Genomic DNA, 18,572 nt, shown 5'->3' on the forward strand with positions numbered 1-18,572 from the left:
TAAAACGCTGTTTCTGTCGTTATTATGGTAGGGTTTATTAATACGAAACAGCGTAATTCAGGAGTAACCGAACGTTGGATGCCGCAGCAATTATTAGCCTTTTTATTTTGGGTTCCGTTCTCGTCACCTGCAGTATCTTACTCAGTTCATTCTCATCACGTCTCGGTATCCCAATTCTCGTGATATTTCTCGCTATCGGTATGTTAGCGGGTGTGGATGGTATTGGCGGCATACCTTTCGATAACTATCCTTTCGCCTACATGGTGAGTAACCTGGCACTGGCGGTTATCCTACTCGACGGCGGCATGCGCACTCAGGCCAGCTCTTTTCGCGTTGCGTTAGGCCCGGCGCTATCGTTGGCGACGGTCGGTGTGCTGATTACTTCCGGACTCACTGGCATGATGGCCGCGTGGCTGTTTCATCTGGATCTTATCGAAGGGCTGCTGATTGGCGCGATTGTTGGTTCAACTGACGCCGCGGCGGTCTTTTCCCTGCTTGGCGGTAAGGGACTTAACGAACGCGTTGGCTCTACGCTGGAAATTGAATCCGGTAGTAATGACCCGATGGCCGTGTTTTTGACCATCACACTCATCGCCATGATCCAAAATCACGAGTCCGGCTTAAGCTGGATGTTCGCGGTGCACATTATCCAGCAGTTTGGCTTAGGAATCGCTATCGGTCTTGGCGGTGGATATATGCTCCAGCAGATGATTAACCGCATTTCTCTGCCTGCCGGACTGTATCCACTCTTGGCGTTAAGCGGTGGGATCCTGATTTTTGCCCTGACCACTGCGCTGGAAGGCAGCGGTATTCTGGCGGTTTATCTGTGTGGTTTCCTGCTGGGGAATCGCCCCATCCGCAACCGATTTGGTATTCTGCAAAACTTCGACGGTCTGGCCTGGCTGGCACAAATCGCCATGTTCCTGGTGCTTGGACTGCTGGTTACGCCGTCCGACCTGCTGCCTATCGCAATCCCTGCGCTGATTTTGTCTGCGTGGATGATATTCATTGCCCGCCCGCTTTCGGTCTTCGCCGGACTGCTGCCGTTTCGTGGCTTTAATCTGCGCGAGCGTATTTTCATCAGTTGGGTGGGTTTGCGCGGCGCGGTGCCGATCATCCTCGCCGTCTTCCCAATGATGGCGGGCCTGGAGAACGCGCGCCTGTTCTTTAACGTCGCCTTTTTCGTGGTACTGATCTCGTTGCTGTTTCAGGGAACGTCACTTTCATGGGCCGCGAAAAAAGCCAAGGTGGTGGTCCCTCCTGTCGGCTGGCCCGTTTCGCGCATTGGTCTCGATATTCACCCAGATAACCCGTGGGAGCAGTTTGTTTATCAGCTCAGCGCAGATAAGTGGTGTGTGGGTGCCGCGCTGCGCGACCTGCATATGCCGGAAGAAACGCGAATAGCCGCCCTGTTTCGTGACAACGTGCTGTTTCACCCCTCCGGCAGCACGCGTCTGCGCGAAGGCGACGTATTGTGTGTTATTGGTCGCGAGCGCGATCTCCCAGCTCTCGGCAAGCTATTCAGCCAGTCGCCACCGGTGTCGTTAGACCAGCGCTTCTTCGGTGATTTTATTCTGGAAGCCAGCGCGAAATATGCCGATGTGGCGCTGATTTATGGCCTGGATGATGGCACAGAGTATCGTGATAAGCAGCAAACGCTGGGTGAAATTGTCCAGCATCTGCTTGGTGCCGCGCCGGTCGTCGGTGACCAGGTGGAATTCGCTGGCATGATCTGGACGGTGGCCGAGAAGGAAGATAATGCAGTGCTGAAGGTCGGTGTTCGCGTTGCTGAAGACGAGGATGAGTAAAGAGGATGTTGTTTGCCGGGTGGCGGCAGCGCCTTACCCGGCAAACAAAAGTTACACCGTCACAACCGGTACGCGCAGCGCCAAAGAACACATCAACTCGTAGCCCACCGTTCCTGCTGAGGTAGCTACATCGTCAATTTTAATCTCTTTGCCCCACAGCTCTACCGGTGTCCCGATCCCTGCCTGCGGGCACGGTGTCAGATCTACCGCCAGCATATCCATTGAGACTGTCCCCACCGTCCCGGTACGTACACCGTCCACCAGCACAGGCGTTCCGCTTGGCGCATGGCGCGGATAACCGTCTGCATAGCCGGTCGCCACTATTCCAATGCGCTGCTCGCCGCTGGCGGTGTAACGGCCACCGTAACCCACCCGATCGCCAGCTTTCAGCGTTTGTATGCCGATTATCTCGCTGCTCAGAGTCATCACTGGCTTCAGGCCGGTGTTGGCGATGTCCCGCCATTGTCCCGAAGGCGACGCGCCATACAAAATAATGCCCGGACGAACCCAGTCATAATGCGCTTCAGGGTGCCACAGCGTGGCGGCCGAATTCGACAGTGACCGTCTGCACTCCAGTCCTTCTGTTGCCAGCGCAATACGCGCCATTGCTTCCTGGATACCTTCCGGGTGCTCTGCATCTGCAAAATGCGACATCAGCGTCATTTCGCCGACGTTGGGCATCGCCCGCAGCTGTTGCCAGACCGTTGGAACTCTTTCCGGTAAAAACCCAAGCCGGTTCATACCGCTGTTCACCTTCAGGTAAACATCGAGCGGTGCTTTGAGGCGGGCATTCTGCAATGCTTTTAGCTGCCAGTTACTGTGTACACAGGTGGTCAGTCGATAATTGTCATATACCGTCAGGTCTTCAGCGTGGAAAAAACCCTCCAGCATGAGTATCGGGCCTTTCCATCCGCGCTCGCGCAGGGTTATCGCCTCTTCAAGATTGAGCATGGCAAAACCATCGGTTGTGCCCAGCGCATTCCAGACGCGTTCAATGCCGTGTCCATATGCATTGGCTTTCACCACCGACCAGACGCGAGCGTCCGGCGCTGCCTGGCGGGTAATGGTCAGATTTTGTTTCAACGCCTGCAGGTCAATGCTGGCCAGTATCGGGCGGGTCATCTCACGTCCTTATCAGTTATGTGCGCCATGTAAATGCCGTGGACGAGAGGGGGTAAACCCCGGACTGTAACGCGCCACGCTCAGATCGTCATAAGGTATGGCTGGCGTACGGCCAGAAAGGATATCGCTCAGCAACTGACCGGAACCGCAGGCCATGGTCCAGCCCAGCGTGCCGTGGCCGGTATTGAGCAGCAGATTCTTAAAGCGGGTGCGCCCCACCACCGGCGTACCGTCCGGCGTCATCGGACGCAGTCCAGTCCAGAAGGTTGCCTGCTCCACATGACCGCCGCGCGGGAAGAGATCGCGTACGACCATTTCCAGCGTTTCACGACGAGGTTGTAGCAGCTCTGTATTAAAACCGACAATCTCCGCCATGCCGCCAACCCGAATACGATTGTCAAAGCGGGTAATAGCGATTTTGTAGGTTTCATCAAGGATAGTAGAAACCGGCGCGCCGTCGTCTTGCGCTACCGGAATAGTCAACGAATAGCCTTTGAGCGGATAGACCGGGATATCAACGATCCCTTTCAGCATCGCAGTGGAGTACGAACCAAACGCCATCACATAGGCATCGGCTTTGATAATCTCTTCGCCGCACTGGACGCCATAAATCTGCTCACCATCGCTCAGCAGCTTATCGACCGGGGTGTTAAAGCGAAACTTAACGCCCGCCTGCTCCGCCATCTGCGCCAGACGCTGGGTAAACAACTGGCAGTCGCCGGTTTCATCATTCGGTAAACGCAGACCGCCGGTCAGTTTGTGCGCCACTTCTGCCAGTGCCGGTTCGACTTCCGCCAGACGATTTGCTTCCAGGAGCTGATATGGCACGCCAGCGTCTTCGAGCACGGCGATGTCGCGAGTGGCGTTCTCATACTGTTGAGCGGTACGGAACAGTTGCAGGGTTCCGCCCTGACGTCCTTCATACTCAATACCGGTAGAGGCGCGCAGCGCTTTCAGACAATCACGGCTGTATTCCGCCAGTCGCACCATGCGTCCTTTATTTTCCATGTAGTGGCTGGTGTCGCAGTTGCGCAGCATCTGCCACATCCATTTCAACTGGAACTGGGTTCCGTCAAGACGAACGGCCAACGGAGCGTGGCGCTGAAACATCCATTTGATTGCTTTAAGCGGTACGCCTGGTGCCGCCCATGGTGCCGCATAACCTGGAGATATTTGCCCCGCGTTCGCCGCACTGGTTTCCAGTGCCGGACCGGGCTCACGATCAATGACGGTGACATCGTGTCCAGCCTGACTTAAGTACCAGGCGCTGGTCACGCCAACGACACCACTTCCCAGTATGACAACTCGCATAGCCACTCCGTTAACAGTAAAAGAACAATCATCTAATTACATCTTGATAACTCAGTTGAAAATATTATTCAACATATGGCTTTTTTATGGTGACTTATCTCACATATAGCGGTGATGGCGGGGAACTCTCTGCTTTGGCATCTCCTGCTGTGCGTTATTTTTATCCAGCATAAAATTTTGCGGCAATGCCGTTTTTCAACGCCTCGCTAACGAGAAATCGCAAAGAAAAAATTTCTGCCGCAGCACGTTTTTTAACACCATGTTCTATGCTTGAAATGAGGTACTCCAGACAGAGAGTGCCGCCAACAATGAGGGTGCGCGAATGGCTACGATTGATTCCATGAACAAGGACAGCACACGGTTAAGCGATGGACCCGACTGGACGTTTGATCTGCTGGATGTCTATCTGGCAGAGATAGATCGCGTGGCGAAACTCTACAAACTGGATACCTACCCGCACCAAATCGAGGTGATCACCTCCGAACAGATGATGGACGCTTACTCCAGCGTCGGGATGCCGATCAACTATCCTCACTGGTCGTTTGGTAAAAAGTTTATTGAAACCGAGCGCTTGTATAAGCATGGTCAGCAGGGACTGGCCTATGAGATTGTTATCAACTCCAATCCGTGTATCGCGTATCTGATGGAGGAGAACACCATCACCATGCAGGCGCTGGTGATGGCGCATGCCTGCTACGGACACAACTCCTTCTTCAAAAACAACTACCTGTTTCGTAGCTGGACGGATGCCAGTTCCATCGTCGATTACCTAATCTTCGCACGAAACTATATAACCCAGTGTGAAGAACGCTACGGGGTGGATGAAGTCGAAAAGCTCCTCGACTCCTGCCATGCGCTGATGAACTACGGCGTTGACCGTTACAAACGCCCGCAAAAAATCTCCCTACAGGAAGAGAAAGCCCGGCAGAAAAGTCGTGAAGAGTATCTGCAAAGTCAGGTCAATATGTTGTGGCGCACGCTGCCGAAGAAAGAGGAAGAGAAAACCATTTCCGAAGCGCGGCGATATCCTTCCGAGCCGCAAGAAAATCTGCTGTATTTTATGGAAAAAAACGCGCCGCTACTGGAGTCCTGGCAGCGTGAGGTGTTACGCATTGTACGCAAGGTCAGCCAGTATTTTTATCCGCAGAAACAGACGCAGGTGATGAACGAGGGCTGGGCCACTTTCTGGCATTACACCATCCTGAACCACCTTTATGATGAAGGTAAAGTCACCGAACGGTTTATGCTGGAGTTTCTGCATAGCCATACCAATGTGGTATTTCAGCCACCCTACAACAGCCCGTGGTATAGCGGGATAAACCCTTATGCCCTGGGGTTTGCCATGTTCCAGGATATCAAACGTATTTGTCAGTCGCCGACCGAGGAGGACAAATACTGGTTCCCGGATATAGCGGGTTCCGACTGGCTGGAAACCCTGCATTTCGCGATGCGCGATTTCAAAGATGAGAGTTTTATCAGCCAGTTCCTGTCACCGAAGGTAATGCGCGATTTCCGCCTGTTCACCGTGCTGGATGACGATCGTCACAACTATCTGGAGATTTCTGCGATTCATAACGAGGAAGGATATCGTGAGATCCGCAACAGGTTGTCGTCGCAATACAACCTGAGCAACCTGGAGCCGAATATTCAAATCTGGAATGTCGATCTGCGTGGCGACCGTTCGCTCACCTTGCGCTATATTCCGCATAACCGCGCACCGTTGGATAAAGGACGCAAAGAAGTGCTCAAGCATGTACACCGGCTTTGGGGTTTTGATGTGATGCTGGAGCAGCAGAATGAAGATGGCAGCGTGGAGCTGTTGGAGCGTTGTCCGCCAAGGATGAACGGTCTGTAAATCTTATTGCCGGAGGCGGTGTAAACACCTTATCCGGCCTACGAAGTGCATGCATTCCAGGCCGGATAAGACGCTTTGGCGTCGCCATCCGGCTTTGAGCGATTAACGGCCCTGAATCGCCAAATCGCCCGGCAGATTCTTCTGCATACGATGCCAAATCTCGCCACTGTCGTGACCGTAGCGGCGCACCGTTTCATACACCTGCTCATGAGCACCCTGCTCGCAGAGTTCTGACAGCTTGTGGTAGAAGCTCAGCGCCAGCGCGCGCGCTTCCGGGTTGGCAAAATAATGGCGGCCAATGCGGGTATATAATCCTTTCATACCGTTGAGGATCAAACCGTAAATCGGATTGCCGGAGGCAAATGCCAGACCGCGGAAAATGTTATAGTCCAGATCGGCAAATGCGTCAGCGTGGTCAGCCACCTGATTTGCCGTCGCCAGAACCTCCTGTGCTTTATCAGGATGCTGGCGAAACGCAGTACGAACAAAGATCGTCGAAATATTGGTACGCACAGACAGCAGATTATCAATCAGCTGCGGAACACTCTCGTGATCGAGGCGCGCCAGCGTTTCAAGAATATTCAGCCCGGAAGTTTCCCAGAAGTTATTTACCTTCGTCGGTTTGCCGTGTTGAATGGTCAACCAGCCATCTCGCGCCAGACGCTGCAATACTTCGCGTAGCGTGGTACGTGTCACCCCAATAAGTTCGGAGAGTTCACGTTCAGCGGGCAAAATAGTGCCAGGTGGGAAGCGGTTATTCCAGATACTTTCAATGATGTACTCTTCCGCGAACCCAGCCGGGCTTTGCGCCTTAATGACCATAGTAAAAATTCCATTACACAGCAAAACATAGTTACACACATCATACCAGATGGGTATCTTAGCTGATAGCTGACGCAATGAAGAAAAAGTGGATCAAGGCTTCATTTTCCAAATAACGCTACAGTACAGCCAACCTTGCCAGTCTTGTGAATAGCTTGCCTGTACTCCCTCCTCCCGCTAAGCTTTGCGGTCAAACATAAAAATATGATTTCATTTTTAAAGGTAGGGAAATCACCATGGAGCTATCATGGGGCCGCGCGATGTGGCGCAATTTTTTAGGTCAATCACCAGACTGGTACAAACTTGCACTGCTTGTCTTCTTAGTCGTTAACCCGATTATTTTTTTCATCAACCCTTTTATCGCCGGCTGGTTGCTGGTGGCCGAGTTCATTTTCACGCTGGCGATGGCGTTAAAATGCTACCCACTGCTGCCTGGCGGGCTGTTGGCTATCGAAGCTGTCATTATTGGTATGACCAGCGCAACGCATGTTCGTGAAGAGGTTGCCGCAAACCTTGAGGTGTTATTGCTGCTGATGTTTATGGTGGCAGGCATCTACTTTATGAAGCAGCTGCTACTGTTTATTTTCACGCGTCTGCTACTCACTATTCGCTCCAAAACGCTGCTGTCGCTGGCATTTTGTGTTGCGGCCGCTTTCCTCTCGGCGTTCCTTGATGCGCTGACCGTCGTGGCCGTGGTAATCAGCGTTGCGGTCGGTTTTTATGGCATCTACCATCGCGTTGCCTCTTCCCGCGCGGAAGACAACAACATGCTCGATGACAGCCATATCGATCAGCACAATAAGGTCGTTCTTGAGCAGTTCCGTGGTTTTCTGCGTAGCCTGATGATGCACGCGGGTGTCGGTACGGCGTTAGGCGGCGTGATGACCATGGTGGGCGAGCCACAAAACCTGATTATCGCCAAAGCGGCTGGCTGGCATTTTGGCGACTTTTTCCTACGCATGTCGCCGGTTACCGTCCCGGTACTGATTTGCGGCCTGTTAACCTGTGTACTGGTCGAGAAATTGCGCTGGTTTGGCTATGGCGAAACGCTGCCGGAGACCGTTCGTGATGTCCTGCAACAGTTTGACGATCAGAGCCGCCAGCAACGTACCCGCCAGGACAAAATCAAACTGATTGTCCAGGCTATTATTGGCGTCTGGCTGGTAGTTGCGTTGGCCCTGCATCTGGCAGAAGTCGGATTGATCGGTTTGTCGGTCATCATTCTGGCAACCTCCTTGACGGGAGTCACCGACGAACATGCGATAGGTAAAGCCTTTACCGAGTCGCTGCCCTTCACCGCCCTGCTGACCGTGTTCTTCTCTGTTGTTGCGGTGATTATCGATCAACAGCTCTTTTCGCCGATCATTCAGTTTGTATTGCAATCCTCCGAACATGCCCAACTGACGCTGTTCTACCTCTTCAATGGCCTGCTGTCTTCTATTTCTGATAACGTATTTGTCGGCACCATTTACATTAACGAGGCCAAAGCCGCGCTGGAACAGGGGACCATCAGCCTCAATCAGTATGAGCTGTTAGCGGTGGCGATCAATACCGGGACCAACCTGCCTTCGGTGGCAACTCCGAACGGCCAGGCTGCATTCCTGTTCCTGCTGACCTCTGCACTGGCGCCGTTAATTCGCCTCTCGTATGGTCGCATGGTGTGGATGGCTCTGCCTTATACTCTCGTCCTGACGCTCGTCGGTCTGCTTTGCGTCGAGTTCACGCTTGTCCCGGTGACCGAGTGGATGACCCAAACGGGCTGGTTAGCTACACTTTCATAACAATTAACCGGGCAAATCACTGCCCGGTTTGACTTTTTGCATGATAATTATCCGATTACGCAAATTTTCAATTCCCGCTAGTGGCGCATAAAGTGAATTGGTTTAAACTGCGGTCTCTACGCATGTTGCAGGGAAATGATTATGTTGCGATTTTTAAACCAGTGCTCCCGAGGTCGTGGGGCATGGTTATTGTTGGCGTTAACCGCCTTTGCGCTGGAGCTCGTTGCGCTGTGGTTCCAGCACGTCATGCTGCTAAAACCTTGCGTGTTGTGTATTTACGAACGTAGCGCATTATTTGGCGTGATGGGTGCAGGGCTGGTGGGTGCTATTGCACCAAAAACACCGCTGCGCTATGTGGCGATGATAATCTGGATTTACAGTGCCTGGCGCGGACTTCAGTTAGCATATGAACACACCATGATTCAGCTGCACCCGTCCCCGTTTATGACCTGTGATTTTGCCGCACGCTTCCCAAGCTGGCTGCCACTGGACAAATGGCTGCCGCAGGTGTTTTTAGCGTCCGGTGACTGTGCTGAGCGCCAGTGGTCTTTTTTAACCCTGGAAATGCCGCAGTGGCTGTTGGGGATCTTCGCCGCCTACCTGGTAGTCGCCGTGCTGGTGGTGATAGCACAGCCGTTCAAACCGAAAAAACGTGACCTCTTCGGTCGCTAACAGAGACGCTCCTTCGGGAGCGTTTTTTTTGGCTTAAATTCATTGCCTGCTGGCATCTATAAGATGTATATTAAATACATCTTATAGATGCCACACCAAGGAGATGTCTTATGTCCCATTTACGCATCCCGGCAAACTGGAAAGTTAAACGCTCTACTCCCTTCTTTACCAAAGACAATGTCCCCGCAGCACTTCTTTCTCACCATAACACTGCAGCAGGCGTTTTTGGCCAGCTTTGTGTGATGGAAGGTACGGTAACGTATTACGGTTTTGCCAATGAAGACGCAAAAGAGCCTGAAGTAAAAGTGGTAATTAATGCCGGTCAGTTCGCGACCAGCCCGCCGCAGTACTGGCATCGCGTTGAATTAAGCGACGACGCCCAATTCAACATCAATTTCTGGGTTGAAGATGACAACCATGGAGATGAGATGTATCAGGCGAAAAAGTCTTAAGCCCTTACGCCTGCTAATCGATGGGCGGCTTAGTCCGCCCATGAAGGTTTGTTCAAAATATGATCCTGCCAGTCACGCACTTCCGATTCTTTCACCGCAATATGACGTACTGAAATACGCTCGCCGTGCATTGCCGCTTTGGACCCCGTCAGCAGTGGATGCCACTCCGGCAGCCCTTTACCTTCCGCTAACAGACGATAAGCACAGGTCATCGGCAGCCATTCAAAGGTAGGCAGATTATCGCGCGTCAGTTTGATACAGTCAGGCTCGTACTCGAATCGGCGTTCGTAATTACGGCATTGACAGGTTTTGATATTGAGCTGCTTACACGCGACGTTGGTAAAATAAATTTCGTCGGTGTCTTCATCCATCAGCTTATGCAGGCAGCATTGACCACACCCGTCACATAATGACTCCCACTCGGCATCGGTCATTTCATCCAGGGTTTTACTTTGCCAGAAAGGTATGTCGCTCATCAGGGTATCCGCTATTGCAATAAAGCTGCACCTTATAACCAGTCTGGCACGCTGATGCAAGTTTTGCCGCCCGAAAAGGCGGCAAGAAGAGATTACAGCACGCGTGTCGTCAGCGTTTGACCATGAAAACTGATGGCCAGCTCATCACCGCTGTTTAACGGCCCAACACCTGCTGGAGTCCCCGTCAACACAACATCGCCCGCTTTGAGGGTAAAGAAACGACTCATATAGGCAATCAAAGGAACGATTTGATGGATCATATCCGCCGTGGAGCCGTGCTGGCGTGTTTCACCGTTGACCGTTAACCCCAGCATCGTATCCTGCGGATCGCCGTTAAACTCGGCCACCGGAATAAACCCCGACAGCGGGCAAGAGTTATCAAAACCTTTCGCTTTTTCCCACGGCTGCCCCGCTTTCTTCATTTTGCCCTGAATATCACGCAGGGTCAGATCCAACGCGACGCCATAGCCCGCGATGGCTTTGCGCACATGTTCTTCCGTCGCCTGACGTAGGGTCGCGCCAATCAGTACCGCCAGCTCAACTTCATGGTGAACTGAACCCATATCAGATGGGATCACCAGCGGCTGGCGCAAATCGCACAGCGCAGTTTCCGGTTTGATAAACAACACCGGCTCTTCCGGAGGGGTTCCGCCCATCTCTTTAATGTGGTTGGCATAGTTACTCCCTACGCAAACCACCTTACTCACCGGATAATCCAGCAGAGCACCATGCCAGTTATGATGTTGATACATTATTTTCCCCTAACGTAGTTATCGATTTCAGGTACTGCATCGATGGGGCGTGCTGCTGCCGGATGCAGTTTAACGTTTAGCGTCTGGTGTATTTTGTTTCGCCGCAGCCAGATGCTGTTTAAGTAAATCTTCTGGCGGTGGTGGTATTTGTAAATAATAGCCCTGCTCGGTGAGTGCCTGTTTTACTTTTTCCAGATCGGCATTAACGAGCTTTTTACGGCCATCAAGCGGCAGCATCATTGCCAGCGTCGGCTGACCAAATCCTTTCATCAGTTCTTCAGGAACTCGCGAGAAATCGTCTTTTTTTTCGACATATAAATAGGTCTGGTCACGTTTACTGCTTCGGTAGATCACACAAAACATATCTTTTACTCTGAATTCACGGAATGGTGGCTTGCCTCAATATAATACTGACTATAACATGCCTTATAGTCTTCGGAATATCACCCCGCGCTGGGGATGATAAATAGCAAATTGAGTAAGGCCAGGATGTCAAACACGCCAATCGAGCTTAAAGGCAGTAGCTTCACCTTATCAGTGGTTCACTTACATGAAGCAGAACCCGAGGTTATTCGTCAGGCGTTGGAAGACAAAATCGCGCAGGCACCTGCTTTTTTAAAACATGCTCCCGTCGTGGTTAACGTGAGTGGTCTTGAAAGCCCGGTAAACTGGTCAGCGTTGCAGAAAGTTGTCGCGTCTACTGGATTGCGCATTATCGGCGTTAGCGGATGCAAAGACGCCAGACTCAAGGCTGAAATCGACGAAATGGGTCTTCCTTTACTGACAGAAGGTAAAGAAAAAGCTATTCGTCCTGCGCCCGTTGAGGCCCCGGCTCACGTCGCTCCGCCGCAAAACGTTACTCCCATCACAAAAACACGATTAATAAATGTGCCGGTTCGTTCCGGTCAGCGCATTTATGCACCACAATGTGATCTGATTGTTACAAGCCACGTCAGTGCAGGCGCAGAGCTTATCGCTGATGGCAATATTCATGTTTATGGAATGATGAGAGGCCGGGCGTTGGCAGGCGCTAGCGGTGATCGGGAAGCGCAAATTTTTTGTACCCATCTGACGGCAGAACTGGTGTCTATCGCAGGTGTTTATTGGCTGAGTGATAAAATCCCAGCAGAATTTTATGGCAAAGCGGCACGTCTGCAATTAGCAGAGAACGCTTTGACAGTTCAACCGTTGAATTGATCCCTTTTTAACAAGGAATTTCTATGGCACGCATTATTGTTGTTACTTCGGGTAAAGGGGGCGTTGGCAAAACCACCTCCAGCGCGGCCATCGCTACAGGTTTGGCCCAGAAGGGAAAGAAAACTGTCGTTATTGATTTTGATATCGGCCTGCGTAACCTTGATCTGATTATGGGTTGTGAACGCCGCGTCGTTTATGACTTCGTCAACGTTATTCAGGGAGATGCGTCGTTAAATCAGGCGTTAATCAAAGATAAGCGTACCGAAAATCTCTTTATTCTTCCGGCCTCACAGACTCGCGATAAAGACGCGCTGACGCGTGAAGGCGTCGCGAAAGTTCTGGACGATCTGAAAACGATGGAATTCGACTTCATTGTCTGCGACTCTCCGGCGGGTATTGAAACCGGTGCGCTGATGGCCCTGTATTTTGCCGATGAAGCGATAATCACCACTAACCCGGAAGTTTCCTCTGTACGTGACTCTGACCGTATTCTGGGTATTCTGGCGTCGAAATCTCGTCGTGCGGAAAACGGTGAAGATCCGATTAAAGAGCATTTGTTGCTGACGCGCTACAACCCTGGCCGCGTAAATAAAGGTGACATGCTGAGCATGGAAGACGTACTGGAAATTCTGCGAATCAAGCTGGTTGGCGTGATTCCTGAAGATCAGTCAGTCCTGCGCGCGTCTAACCAGGGTGAGCCGGTTATTCTCGACATCAATGCTGATGCCGGTAAAGCCTATGCTGATACCGTAGACCGTCTGTTGGGAGAAGAACGTCCTTTCCGCTTCATTGAAGAAGAGAAGAAAGGTTTCCTCAAACGCCTGTTCGGAGGATAAGTTATGGCATTACTGGATTTTTTTCTCTCGCGGAAAAAGAGCACAGCGAACATCGCTAAAGAGCGACTGCAGATTATTGTTGCGGAACGCCGTCGTAGTGACGCCGAGCCACATTATTTACCGCAGTTGAGGAAAGATATTCTCGAGGTTATCTGCAAGTATGTACAAATTGATCCTGAAATGGTGACCGTACAGCTTGAGCAAAAAGACGGCGATATTTCTATCCTCGAACTTAACGTGACATTACCTGAAGCCGAAGAATCTAAATAACGGCTTTGCTCAGAGAGTCATCGTTACAAAAAAGGCAGATTATTCTGCCTTTTTTATTTTCTGTTTCTTGCCAACCTGTTGCACTTTTATTCCAAAGTGAACTTTGGATAGTTTTCGGTAAAATAGCGGCGCAAATACTCGACCGTAATACGGATTTTTGCCGACGTCGCCAGCCGGGAAACATACACCGCCCAAATATTTGCTGGTTGATAATACTCGGGCAATATGTGTATCAGGTTTCCGCTGGTAATGTTGTCGCAAACGTCCCACCATGACCGCAGGGCTATTCCCTGCCCATCAAGGCACCACTGATGTACCACTTCGCCATGATTAGATGACAGAGGCCCCGTAACTTTAATCGAATGATCGCCCTCTTTATTGCGCATTTGCCAGATACCAAACGGATGGTCGCGCTCTTTGATGACCAGACAAGGAAGAGTGGCAAGATCGTTGAGTTGCTTCGGCGTCCCATGCTGCGTCAAAAATTCCGGCGAGGCGCACAAAATACGGTAGTTAGTCGCCAGCTTGCGGGCAATCAGGTTCGGCGCGATATCATCCCCGATACGAATATCAAGATCGATGCCCTCATTCACCATATCCACCAGACGATCTTCAACATCGAACCTCAGTTCTAACTGCGGGTACTCTTTTGCCAGCGCCGACAGCGCCGGAGCCACCACCCGGCGGCCAAAACCAAAGCTACTAATAATACGTAGCATCCCCCGCGGGACCTGCCTGGCATCAGAAAGCTCGTCCATCATTTGATCGACATCCTGTAGGATCCGCTGCGCCCATTCGTAGATCCGCTCCCCCTCTTCCGTGATGGTTACGCGCCGCGTTGTTCGATGCAGCAGCACAACATTCAGCGTTTGCTCCAGCAGGGCAACGCGCTTACTGATAAAAGCCGGTGATACGCCCAGTTCCTCGGCAACAGCGGCAAATCCTGCACGACGGGCAACCAGCATAAAGACGCGTAAATCTTTTAGCAGCGGCAGATTATTCATGATCTGTGTTTTATGTTTCACCAGTTAGGGGGATTAACTATTAATCAGTCAATTATAGGATAAGGGGAAAGTCAATTTTGATGGCGCACAAGTGAGAGCTGCTATGAAGAAAACCTGGCGTATCGCCGCTATCCCCGGAGATGGCATTGGTAAAGAAGTCCTGCCTGAGGGCATTCATGTTTTGCAGGCAGCCGCCGAGCGTTGGGGGTTGTCGCTCAGCTTTGAGCAAATGGAATGGGCCAGCTGCGAATACTACGCCCATCACGGCAAAATGATGCCCGATGACTGGCATGAGCAGTTGCAATCCTTCGATGCTATCTATTTTGGCGCGGTTGGCTGGCCGGACACCGTGCCTGACCACATCTCATTATGGGGTTCGCTGCTTAAGTTTCGCCGCGAATTTGACCAGTACGTCAACCTGCGACCGGTGCGCCTGTTTCCGGGAGTTCCTTGCCCACTGGTTGGCAAGCAGCCTGGCGACATTGATTTCTACGTCGTACGCGAAAACACCGAGGGAGAATACTCTGCCCTCGGCGGACGCGTGAGCGAAGGTACTGAACACGAGATGGTGATCCAGGAGTCGGTCTTCACCCGCCGTGGCGTCGACCGAATTTTGCGTTTTGCCTTTGAACTGGCACAAAGTCGCCCACGCAAAACGTTGACTTCGGCGACCAAATCCAATGGGCTGGCCATCAGCATGCCCTACTGGGATGAACGCGTCGAAGCGATGGCGTCACACTATCCTGAGATCCGCTGGGATAAACAGCATATTGATATTCTGTGCGCCCGCTTTGTCATGCAGCCTGAGCGATTTGACGTCGTGGTTGCTTCCAACCTGTTTGGTGACATCCTCTCCGATCTCGGTCCAGCCTGTACCGGAACGATTGGCATTGCGCCTTCTGCCAACTTAAATCCGGAACGCACCTTCCCGTCCCTGTTCGAGCCGGTACACGGTTCGGCCCCGGATATCTACGGTCAGAATATCGCCAACCCTATAGCGACTATCTGGGCTGGAGCCATGATGCTCGACTTCCTTGGCAACGGTGATGCCAACTATAAAGCCGCCCACGACGGTATTCTGGCGGCAATTGAGCAGGTCATTGCCAGCGGCCCGAAAACGCCAGATATGAAAGGCTGCGCCACCACCCAACAGGTAGGTGAAGCCATTCGTCAGGCACTGTGTCGCTAACTCAAATCCGATTAAAAACGGGAGCGCCAGCTCCCGTTTTTTTAGGTTTTCTACTGTGGGTATTCCTGCAGCAGCGCGTTGAGTCGTTCTGCCATCAACTCGCCACGCCAACCGGAAATCAGTTCCGGCAGGGACTGCTGCGGCTTTAATTTCCAGTGCCAGTTGAGCAACTGGTTAATCTGACGACGCGAAGCAAGCAGCTCGACGCTAAGATTATGTTCCGCACTCACTTCAGTAACCAGCGTCTTAATGGCTTTGAACGCCTTGCGATAGCCTGGCATATCCATCAAATTCAGCAGCGGCTGCGGCAGCGACTCTTCCGGTAAGGCCTGTGCCTTCTCTACCAGGGAGATCAGCGTCTTGCCGTGGAAGCGAATTTCACTGCCGGAAAGTCCCAGACTATCCAGCTCACCCAGACTCCCTGGCATATAACGAGCGACCGACCACAGGTGTTCTTCACGCACCACAAAGTTCACCGCCAGATCGCGCTCACGAGCTTTACGCAGTCGCCAGTCGGCAAGCAGTTGCAGGCAGGCCAACTGACGGGTACGCAGTTGCCAGGCGTTGGTGATGTCGCGCCATGCGTCTTCAGGTGCCAGAACCTCCTGGCGACGCTGCTGCATTAAGCGACATTCGTCCAGTGCGGCTGGCAGCCAGCCGCTGGCTTCAGTTTCGACCATCAGTTTTGTGGTGATCGGTAATAGATACCAGACATCAGCCGCCGCGTACTCACACTGACGCTCGGTCAGCGGTCTGGCCAGCCAGTCGGTACGCGACTCGCTTTTGTCGAGCGCCACGCCCGTAAACTCTTCCACCATCGCGGCAAAGCCCCACGACAGCGGACGACCGCAAAAAGCAGCCAGAATTTGCGTATCAATCAACGGCTGCGGCAGTTCGCCAAAAGTGTTGAGAAACACTTCCAGATCTTCGCTACCTGCATGTAGGAATTTGGTGATGGCAGTATCACGCAGAATATCGCGCAGCGGCGACCAGTCGGTGATCCCCTGCGGATCAATCAGAGCAACGTGTTTGCCATCAAACAGCTGGATCAGCCCCAACTGCGGATAATAGGTACGCGTGCGAACAAATTCTGTATCCAGGGCTATCGCCGGAAATTCACGGACGGCTTCGCACAGCGTGGCCAACGCGTCGTCCGTGGTGATCATTTGATAATTCAAATCGTGCTCTCTTAGGTTTGCGCCAAAAAAAACGCCGGATTACCCGGCGTTTTCTGCTGGCTGACTTAACGCTCAGCCTTTATTGTCCACTTTGGCGCGCGCTTCGTCACGTAATTCTCGTCGCAAAATTTTACCGACGTTAGATTTCGGCAACTCATCGCGAAACTCCACCAGCTTCGGTACTTTATAGCCCGTCAGGTGACGACGACAGAAAGTGACCAGCGCTTCATCGGTTAACGAGGCGTCTTTCTTCACCACGAAAATTTTTACCGCTTCACCGCTGCTGCCGGACGGAACACCAACCGCAGCCACTTCCTGCACGCCAGGATGTTGCATAACCACGTCTTCAATTTCGTTCGGATAGACGTTAAAGCCGGACACGAGGATCATGTCCTTCTTACGATCGACAATACGCAGGAAGCCTTCATCATCCATCACTGCAATATCGCCGGTGTGCAGCCAGCCGTCTTTGACGATTTCGTCAGTGGCGTCTGGTCGCTGCCAGTAGCCCAGCATCACCTGCGGGCCTTTCACGCAGAGCTCCCCCGGTTCTCCCGGCGGCACTTCGTTGTCGTCGTCGTCCACCAGCTTGACCTCGGTGGAAGGCACCGGTAACCCGATACTGCCGCTGTGGTAGTCGATATCGTGAGGATTGACGCTTACCAACGGCGCGCACTCCGTCAGGCCGTAGCCTTCCAGCAGATACTGACCTGTCAGCTTCACCCAACGTTCAGCTACCGCCTGTTGAACCGGCATTCCGCCGCCTGCCGAGAGGTGGAGTGAAGAGAAATCCAGTTGCTGGAACTCTTTGTTATTCAGCAGCGCGTTAAACAACGTATTGACACCGGTCATCGCGGTAAATGGATACTTCGCCAGCTCTTTTACCAGCCCCGGAATATCACGCGGGTTAGTAATCAGCAGGTTTTGACCACCTAGCTCAATAAACAGCAGGCAGTTCATCGTTAGCGCAAAAATGTGATACAGCGGTAGGGCCGTTACCACCAGTTCTTTACCCGGATGCAGCAACGGGCCATAGGTGGCGTTAACCTGCTCCAGGTTAGCCAGCATGTTGCGGTGTGTAAGCATCGCGCCTTTCGCCACGCCGGTTGTCCCGCCAGTATATTGCAGGAACGCCAAATCTTCCGACACGACTTCGGGCTTCACATACTGCATGCGATAACCGTTTTGCAGCGCACTGCGAAACGAGATGGCATCCGGCAGGTGATATTTCGGCACCAGACGCTTGATATACTTGACGACGAAGTTAACCAGCGTCCCTTTGGCGGTGGACAGCTGATCGCCCATACGCGTCAGGATCACGTGTTGCACAGACGTTTTGTCGACTACTTTTTCCAGCGTGTGGGCAAAGTTAGATACGATGACAATCGCCGACGCGCCGCTATCGTTGAGCTGATGTTCCAGCTCGCGAGGCGTGTACAGCGGGTTTACGTTCACGACGATCATGCCGGCACGTAAAATCCCAAACAGTGCGACCGGATATTGCAGCAGATTCGGCATCATCAGCGCGACGCGATCGCCCTTTTTCAGCCCGAGCCCCTGTTGCAAATAAGCGGCAAACGCACGGCTACGCTCTTCAAGCTTGCGGAAGGTCATCACCTCCCCCATGTTTACAAACGCGGGCTGATCGGCATACCGTCTTACTGAGTGTTCAAAGAGTTCCACCAGGGATTGATAACGGTCAGGATTGATCTCCGCAGGAACACCAGCGGGATAACGGTTAAGCCAAACCTTTTTCAATACATCACCTCTAAAATGCGTATTCGTCGTCATCACAACCCCAGGCAATAAACAAACTGTTAACATAATATTAACTCAGCGTACCAGTT

At 52.3% G+C, this 18,572-nt stretch carries 18 protein-coding genes; 9 read left to right on the plus strand and 9 right to left on the minus strand.

The genetic code is table 11. From position 1 onward, the window contains the following. The first annotated feature begins 74 nt into the window (after window positions 1–74). Window positions 75–1,808 (plus strand): potassium/proton antiporter, encoded by a 1,734-nt coding sequence (locus WN16_RS16975; protein WP_044700231.1) that lies wholly within the window; start codon window positions 75–77, stop codon window positions 1,806–1,808. A 51-nt stretch (window positions 1,809–1,859) separates the two neighbouring features. Here the strand turns inward: WN16_RS16975 and dadX are convergent, their stop codons facing one another. Together dadX and WN16_RS16985 are read right to left on the minus strand one after the other, a co-directional pair. Continuing rightward, window positions 1,860–2,930, minus strand: coding sequence for a catabolic alanine racemase DadX (gene dadX, locus WN16_RS16980; RefSeq protein WP_003020922.1), 1,071 nt, complete (start codon window positions 2,928–2,930; stop codon window positions 1,860–1,862). Window positions 2,931–2,942: 12 nt separating this feature from the next. Next, window positions 2,943–4,241, minus strand: coding sequence for a D-amino acid dehydrogenase (locus tag WN16_RS16985; RefSeq protein WP_003841565.1), 1,299 nt, complete (start codon window positions 4,239–4,241; stop codon window positions 2,943–2,945). Window positions 4,242–4,563: 322 nt separating this feature from the next. Between WN16_RS16985 and WN16_RS16990 the strand changes: the two genes are divergently transcribed. Then, on the plus strand, window positions 4,564–6,096 hold the full coding sequence (locus WN16_RS16990; RefSeq protein WP_044700234.1) for a SpoVR family protein: 1,533 nt from the start codon (window positions 4,564–4,566) through the stop codon (window positions 6,094–6,096). Window positions 6,097–6,198: 102 nt separating this feature from the next. Here the strand turns inward: WN16_RS16990 and fadR are convergent, their stop codons facing one another. Continuing rightward, window positions 6,199–6,918, minus strand: a complete 720-nt coding sequence (gene fadR / locus WN16_RS16995; protein ID WP_003020931.1) for a fatty acid metabolism transcriptional regulator FadR — start codon at window positions 6,916–6,918, stop codon at window positions 6,199–6,201. Between the two features lie 236 nt (window positions 6,919–7,154). On the opposite strand from fadR, the gene nhaB reads away from it, so the two are divergent. The 3 genes from nhaB to WN16_RS17010 all read left to right on the plus strand — a co-directional run bounded on the left by nhaB (window position 7,155) and on the right by WN16_RS17010 (window position 9,823). Further along, window positions 7,155–8,699 (plus strand): Na(+)/H(+) antiporter NhaB, encoded by a 1,545-nt coding sequence (gene nhaB, locus WN16_RS17000; protein WP_003020934.1) that lies wholly within the window; start codon window positions 7,155–7,157, stop codon window positions 8,697–8,699. Between the two features lie 141 nt (window positions 8,700–8,840). Beyond that, a complete protein-coding gene (gene dsbB, locus WN16_RS17005; RefSeq protein ID WP_003844060.1) occupies window positions 8,841–9,371 on the plus strand; it encodes a disulfide bond formation protein DsbB in 531 nt (176 codons plus the stop codon). A gap of 110 nt (window positions 9,372–9,481) precedes the next feature. Beyond that, window positions 9,482–9,823, plus strand: coding sequence for a DUF1971 domain-containing protein (locus tag WN16_RS17010; RefSeq protein WP_003020940.1), 342 nt, complete (start codon window positions 9,482–9,484; stop codon window positions 9,821–9,823). 29 nt (window positions 9,824–9,852) lie between these two features. Here WN16_RS17010 and WN16_RS17015 read toward each other — a convergent pair whose 3' ends face one another. The 3 genes from WN16_RS17015 to WN16_RS17025 all read right to left on the minus strand — a co-directional run bounded on the left by WN16_RS17015 (window position 9,853) and on the right by WN16_RS17025 (window position 11,414). Continuing rightward, entirely contained in the window at window positions 9,853–10,299 is a 447-nt protein-coding gene (locus WN16_RS17015; RefSeq protein WP_003020944.1) for a YcgN family cysteine cluster protein, read from the minus strand. A 92-nt stretch (window positions 10,300–10,391) separates the two neighbouring features. Continuing rightward, on the minus strand, window positions 10,392–11,051 hold the full coding sequence (locus tag WN16_RS17020; RefSeq protein WP_003020947.1) for a fumarylacetoacetate hydrolase family protein: 660 nt from the start codon (window positions 11,049–11,051) through the stop codon (window positions 10,392–10,394). Window positions 11,052–11,120: 69 nt separating this feature from the next. Beyond that, the gene (locus WN16_RS17025) at window positions 11,121–11,414 is read right to left on the minus strand and encodes a YcgL domain-containing protein (RefSeq protein ID WP_003020949.1); all 294 of its coding nucleotides are present in this window, start codon (window positions 11,412–11,414) and stop codon (window positions 11,121–11,123) included. A 126-nt stretch (window positions 11,415–11,540) separates the two neighbouring features. Between WN16_RS17025 and minC the strand changes: the two genes are divergently transcribed. From minC to minE, 3 genes are read left to right on the plus strand one after another with little or no spacing between them, the layout of a single operon-like run. Beyond that, entirely contained in the window at window positions 11,541–12,248 is a 708-nt protein-coding gene (gene minC, locus WN16_RS17030) for a septum site-determining protein MinC (protein ID WP_003844062.1), read from the plus strand. Window positions 12,249–12,271: 23 nt separating this feature from the next. Then, entirely contained in the window at window positions 12,272–13,084 is an 813-nt protein-coding gene (gene minD / locus WN16_RS17035) for a septum site-determining protein MinD (protein WP_003020956.1), read from the plus strand. A 3-nt stretch (window positions 13,085–13,087) separates the two neighbouring features. Beyond that, window positions 13,088–13,354, plus strand: a complete 267-nt coding sequence (minE, locus tag WN16_RS17040; RefSeq protein WP_001185666.1) for a cell division topological specificity factor MinE — start codon at window positions 13,088–13,090, stop codon at window positions 13,352–13,354. Window positions 13,355–13,440: 86 nt separating this feature from the next. On the opposite strand, the gene WN16_RS17045 is transcribed toward minE, so the two are convergent. Further along, complete coding sequence (locus tag WN16_RS17045; protein WP_032935407.1) at window positions 13,441–14,358, minus strand: LysR family transcriptional regulator; 918 nt, start codon at window positions 14,356–14,358, stop codon at window positions 13,441–13,443. 103 nt (window positions 14,359–14,461) lie between these two features. On the opposite strand from WN16_RS17045, the gene WN16_RS17050 reads away from it, so the two are divergent. Continuing rightward, complete coding sequence (locus WN16_RS17050) at window positions 14,462–15,547, plus strand: tartrate dehydrogenase (RefSeq protein ID WP_032949464.1); 1,086 nt, start codon at window positions 14,462–14,464, stop codon at window positions 15,545–15,547. A 50-nt stretch (window positions 15,548–15,597) separates the two neighbouring features. Here WN16_RS17050 and rnd read toward each other — a convergent pair whose 3' ends face one another. Together rnd and fadD are read right to left on the minus strand one after the other, a co-directional pair. Next, a complete protein-coding gene (gene rnd / locus WN16_RS17055) occupies window positions 15,598–16,713 on the minus strand; it encodes a ribonuclease D (protein ID WP_008322612.1) in 1,116 nt (371 codons plus the stop codon). An 84-nt stretch (window positions 16,714–16,797) separates the two neighbouring features. Continuing rightward, the gene (gene fadD / locus WN16_RS17060) at window positions 16,798–18,483 is read right to left on the minus strand and encodes a long-chain-fatty-acid--CoA ligase FadD (RefSeq protein WP_003020970.1); all 1,686 of its coding nucleotides are present in this window, start codon (window positions 18,481–18,483) and stop codon (window positions 16,798–16,800) included. Window positions 18,484–18,572 lie beyond the last annotated feature (89 nt).

Source organism: Citrobacter sp. ABFQG (genome assembly GCF_004322975.1).
Lineage (GTDB): Bacteria > Pseudomonadota > Gammaproteobacteria > Enterobacterales > Enterobacteriaceae > Citrobacter > Citrobacter freundii.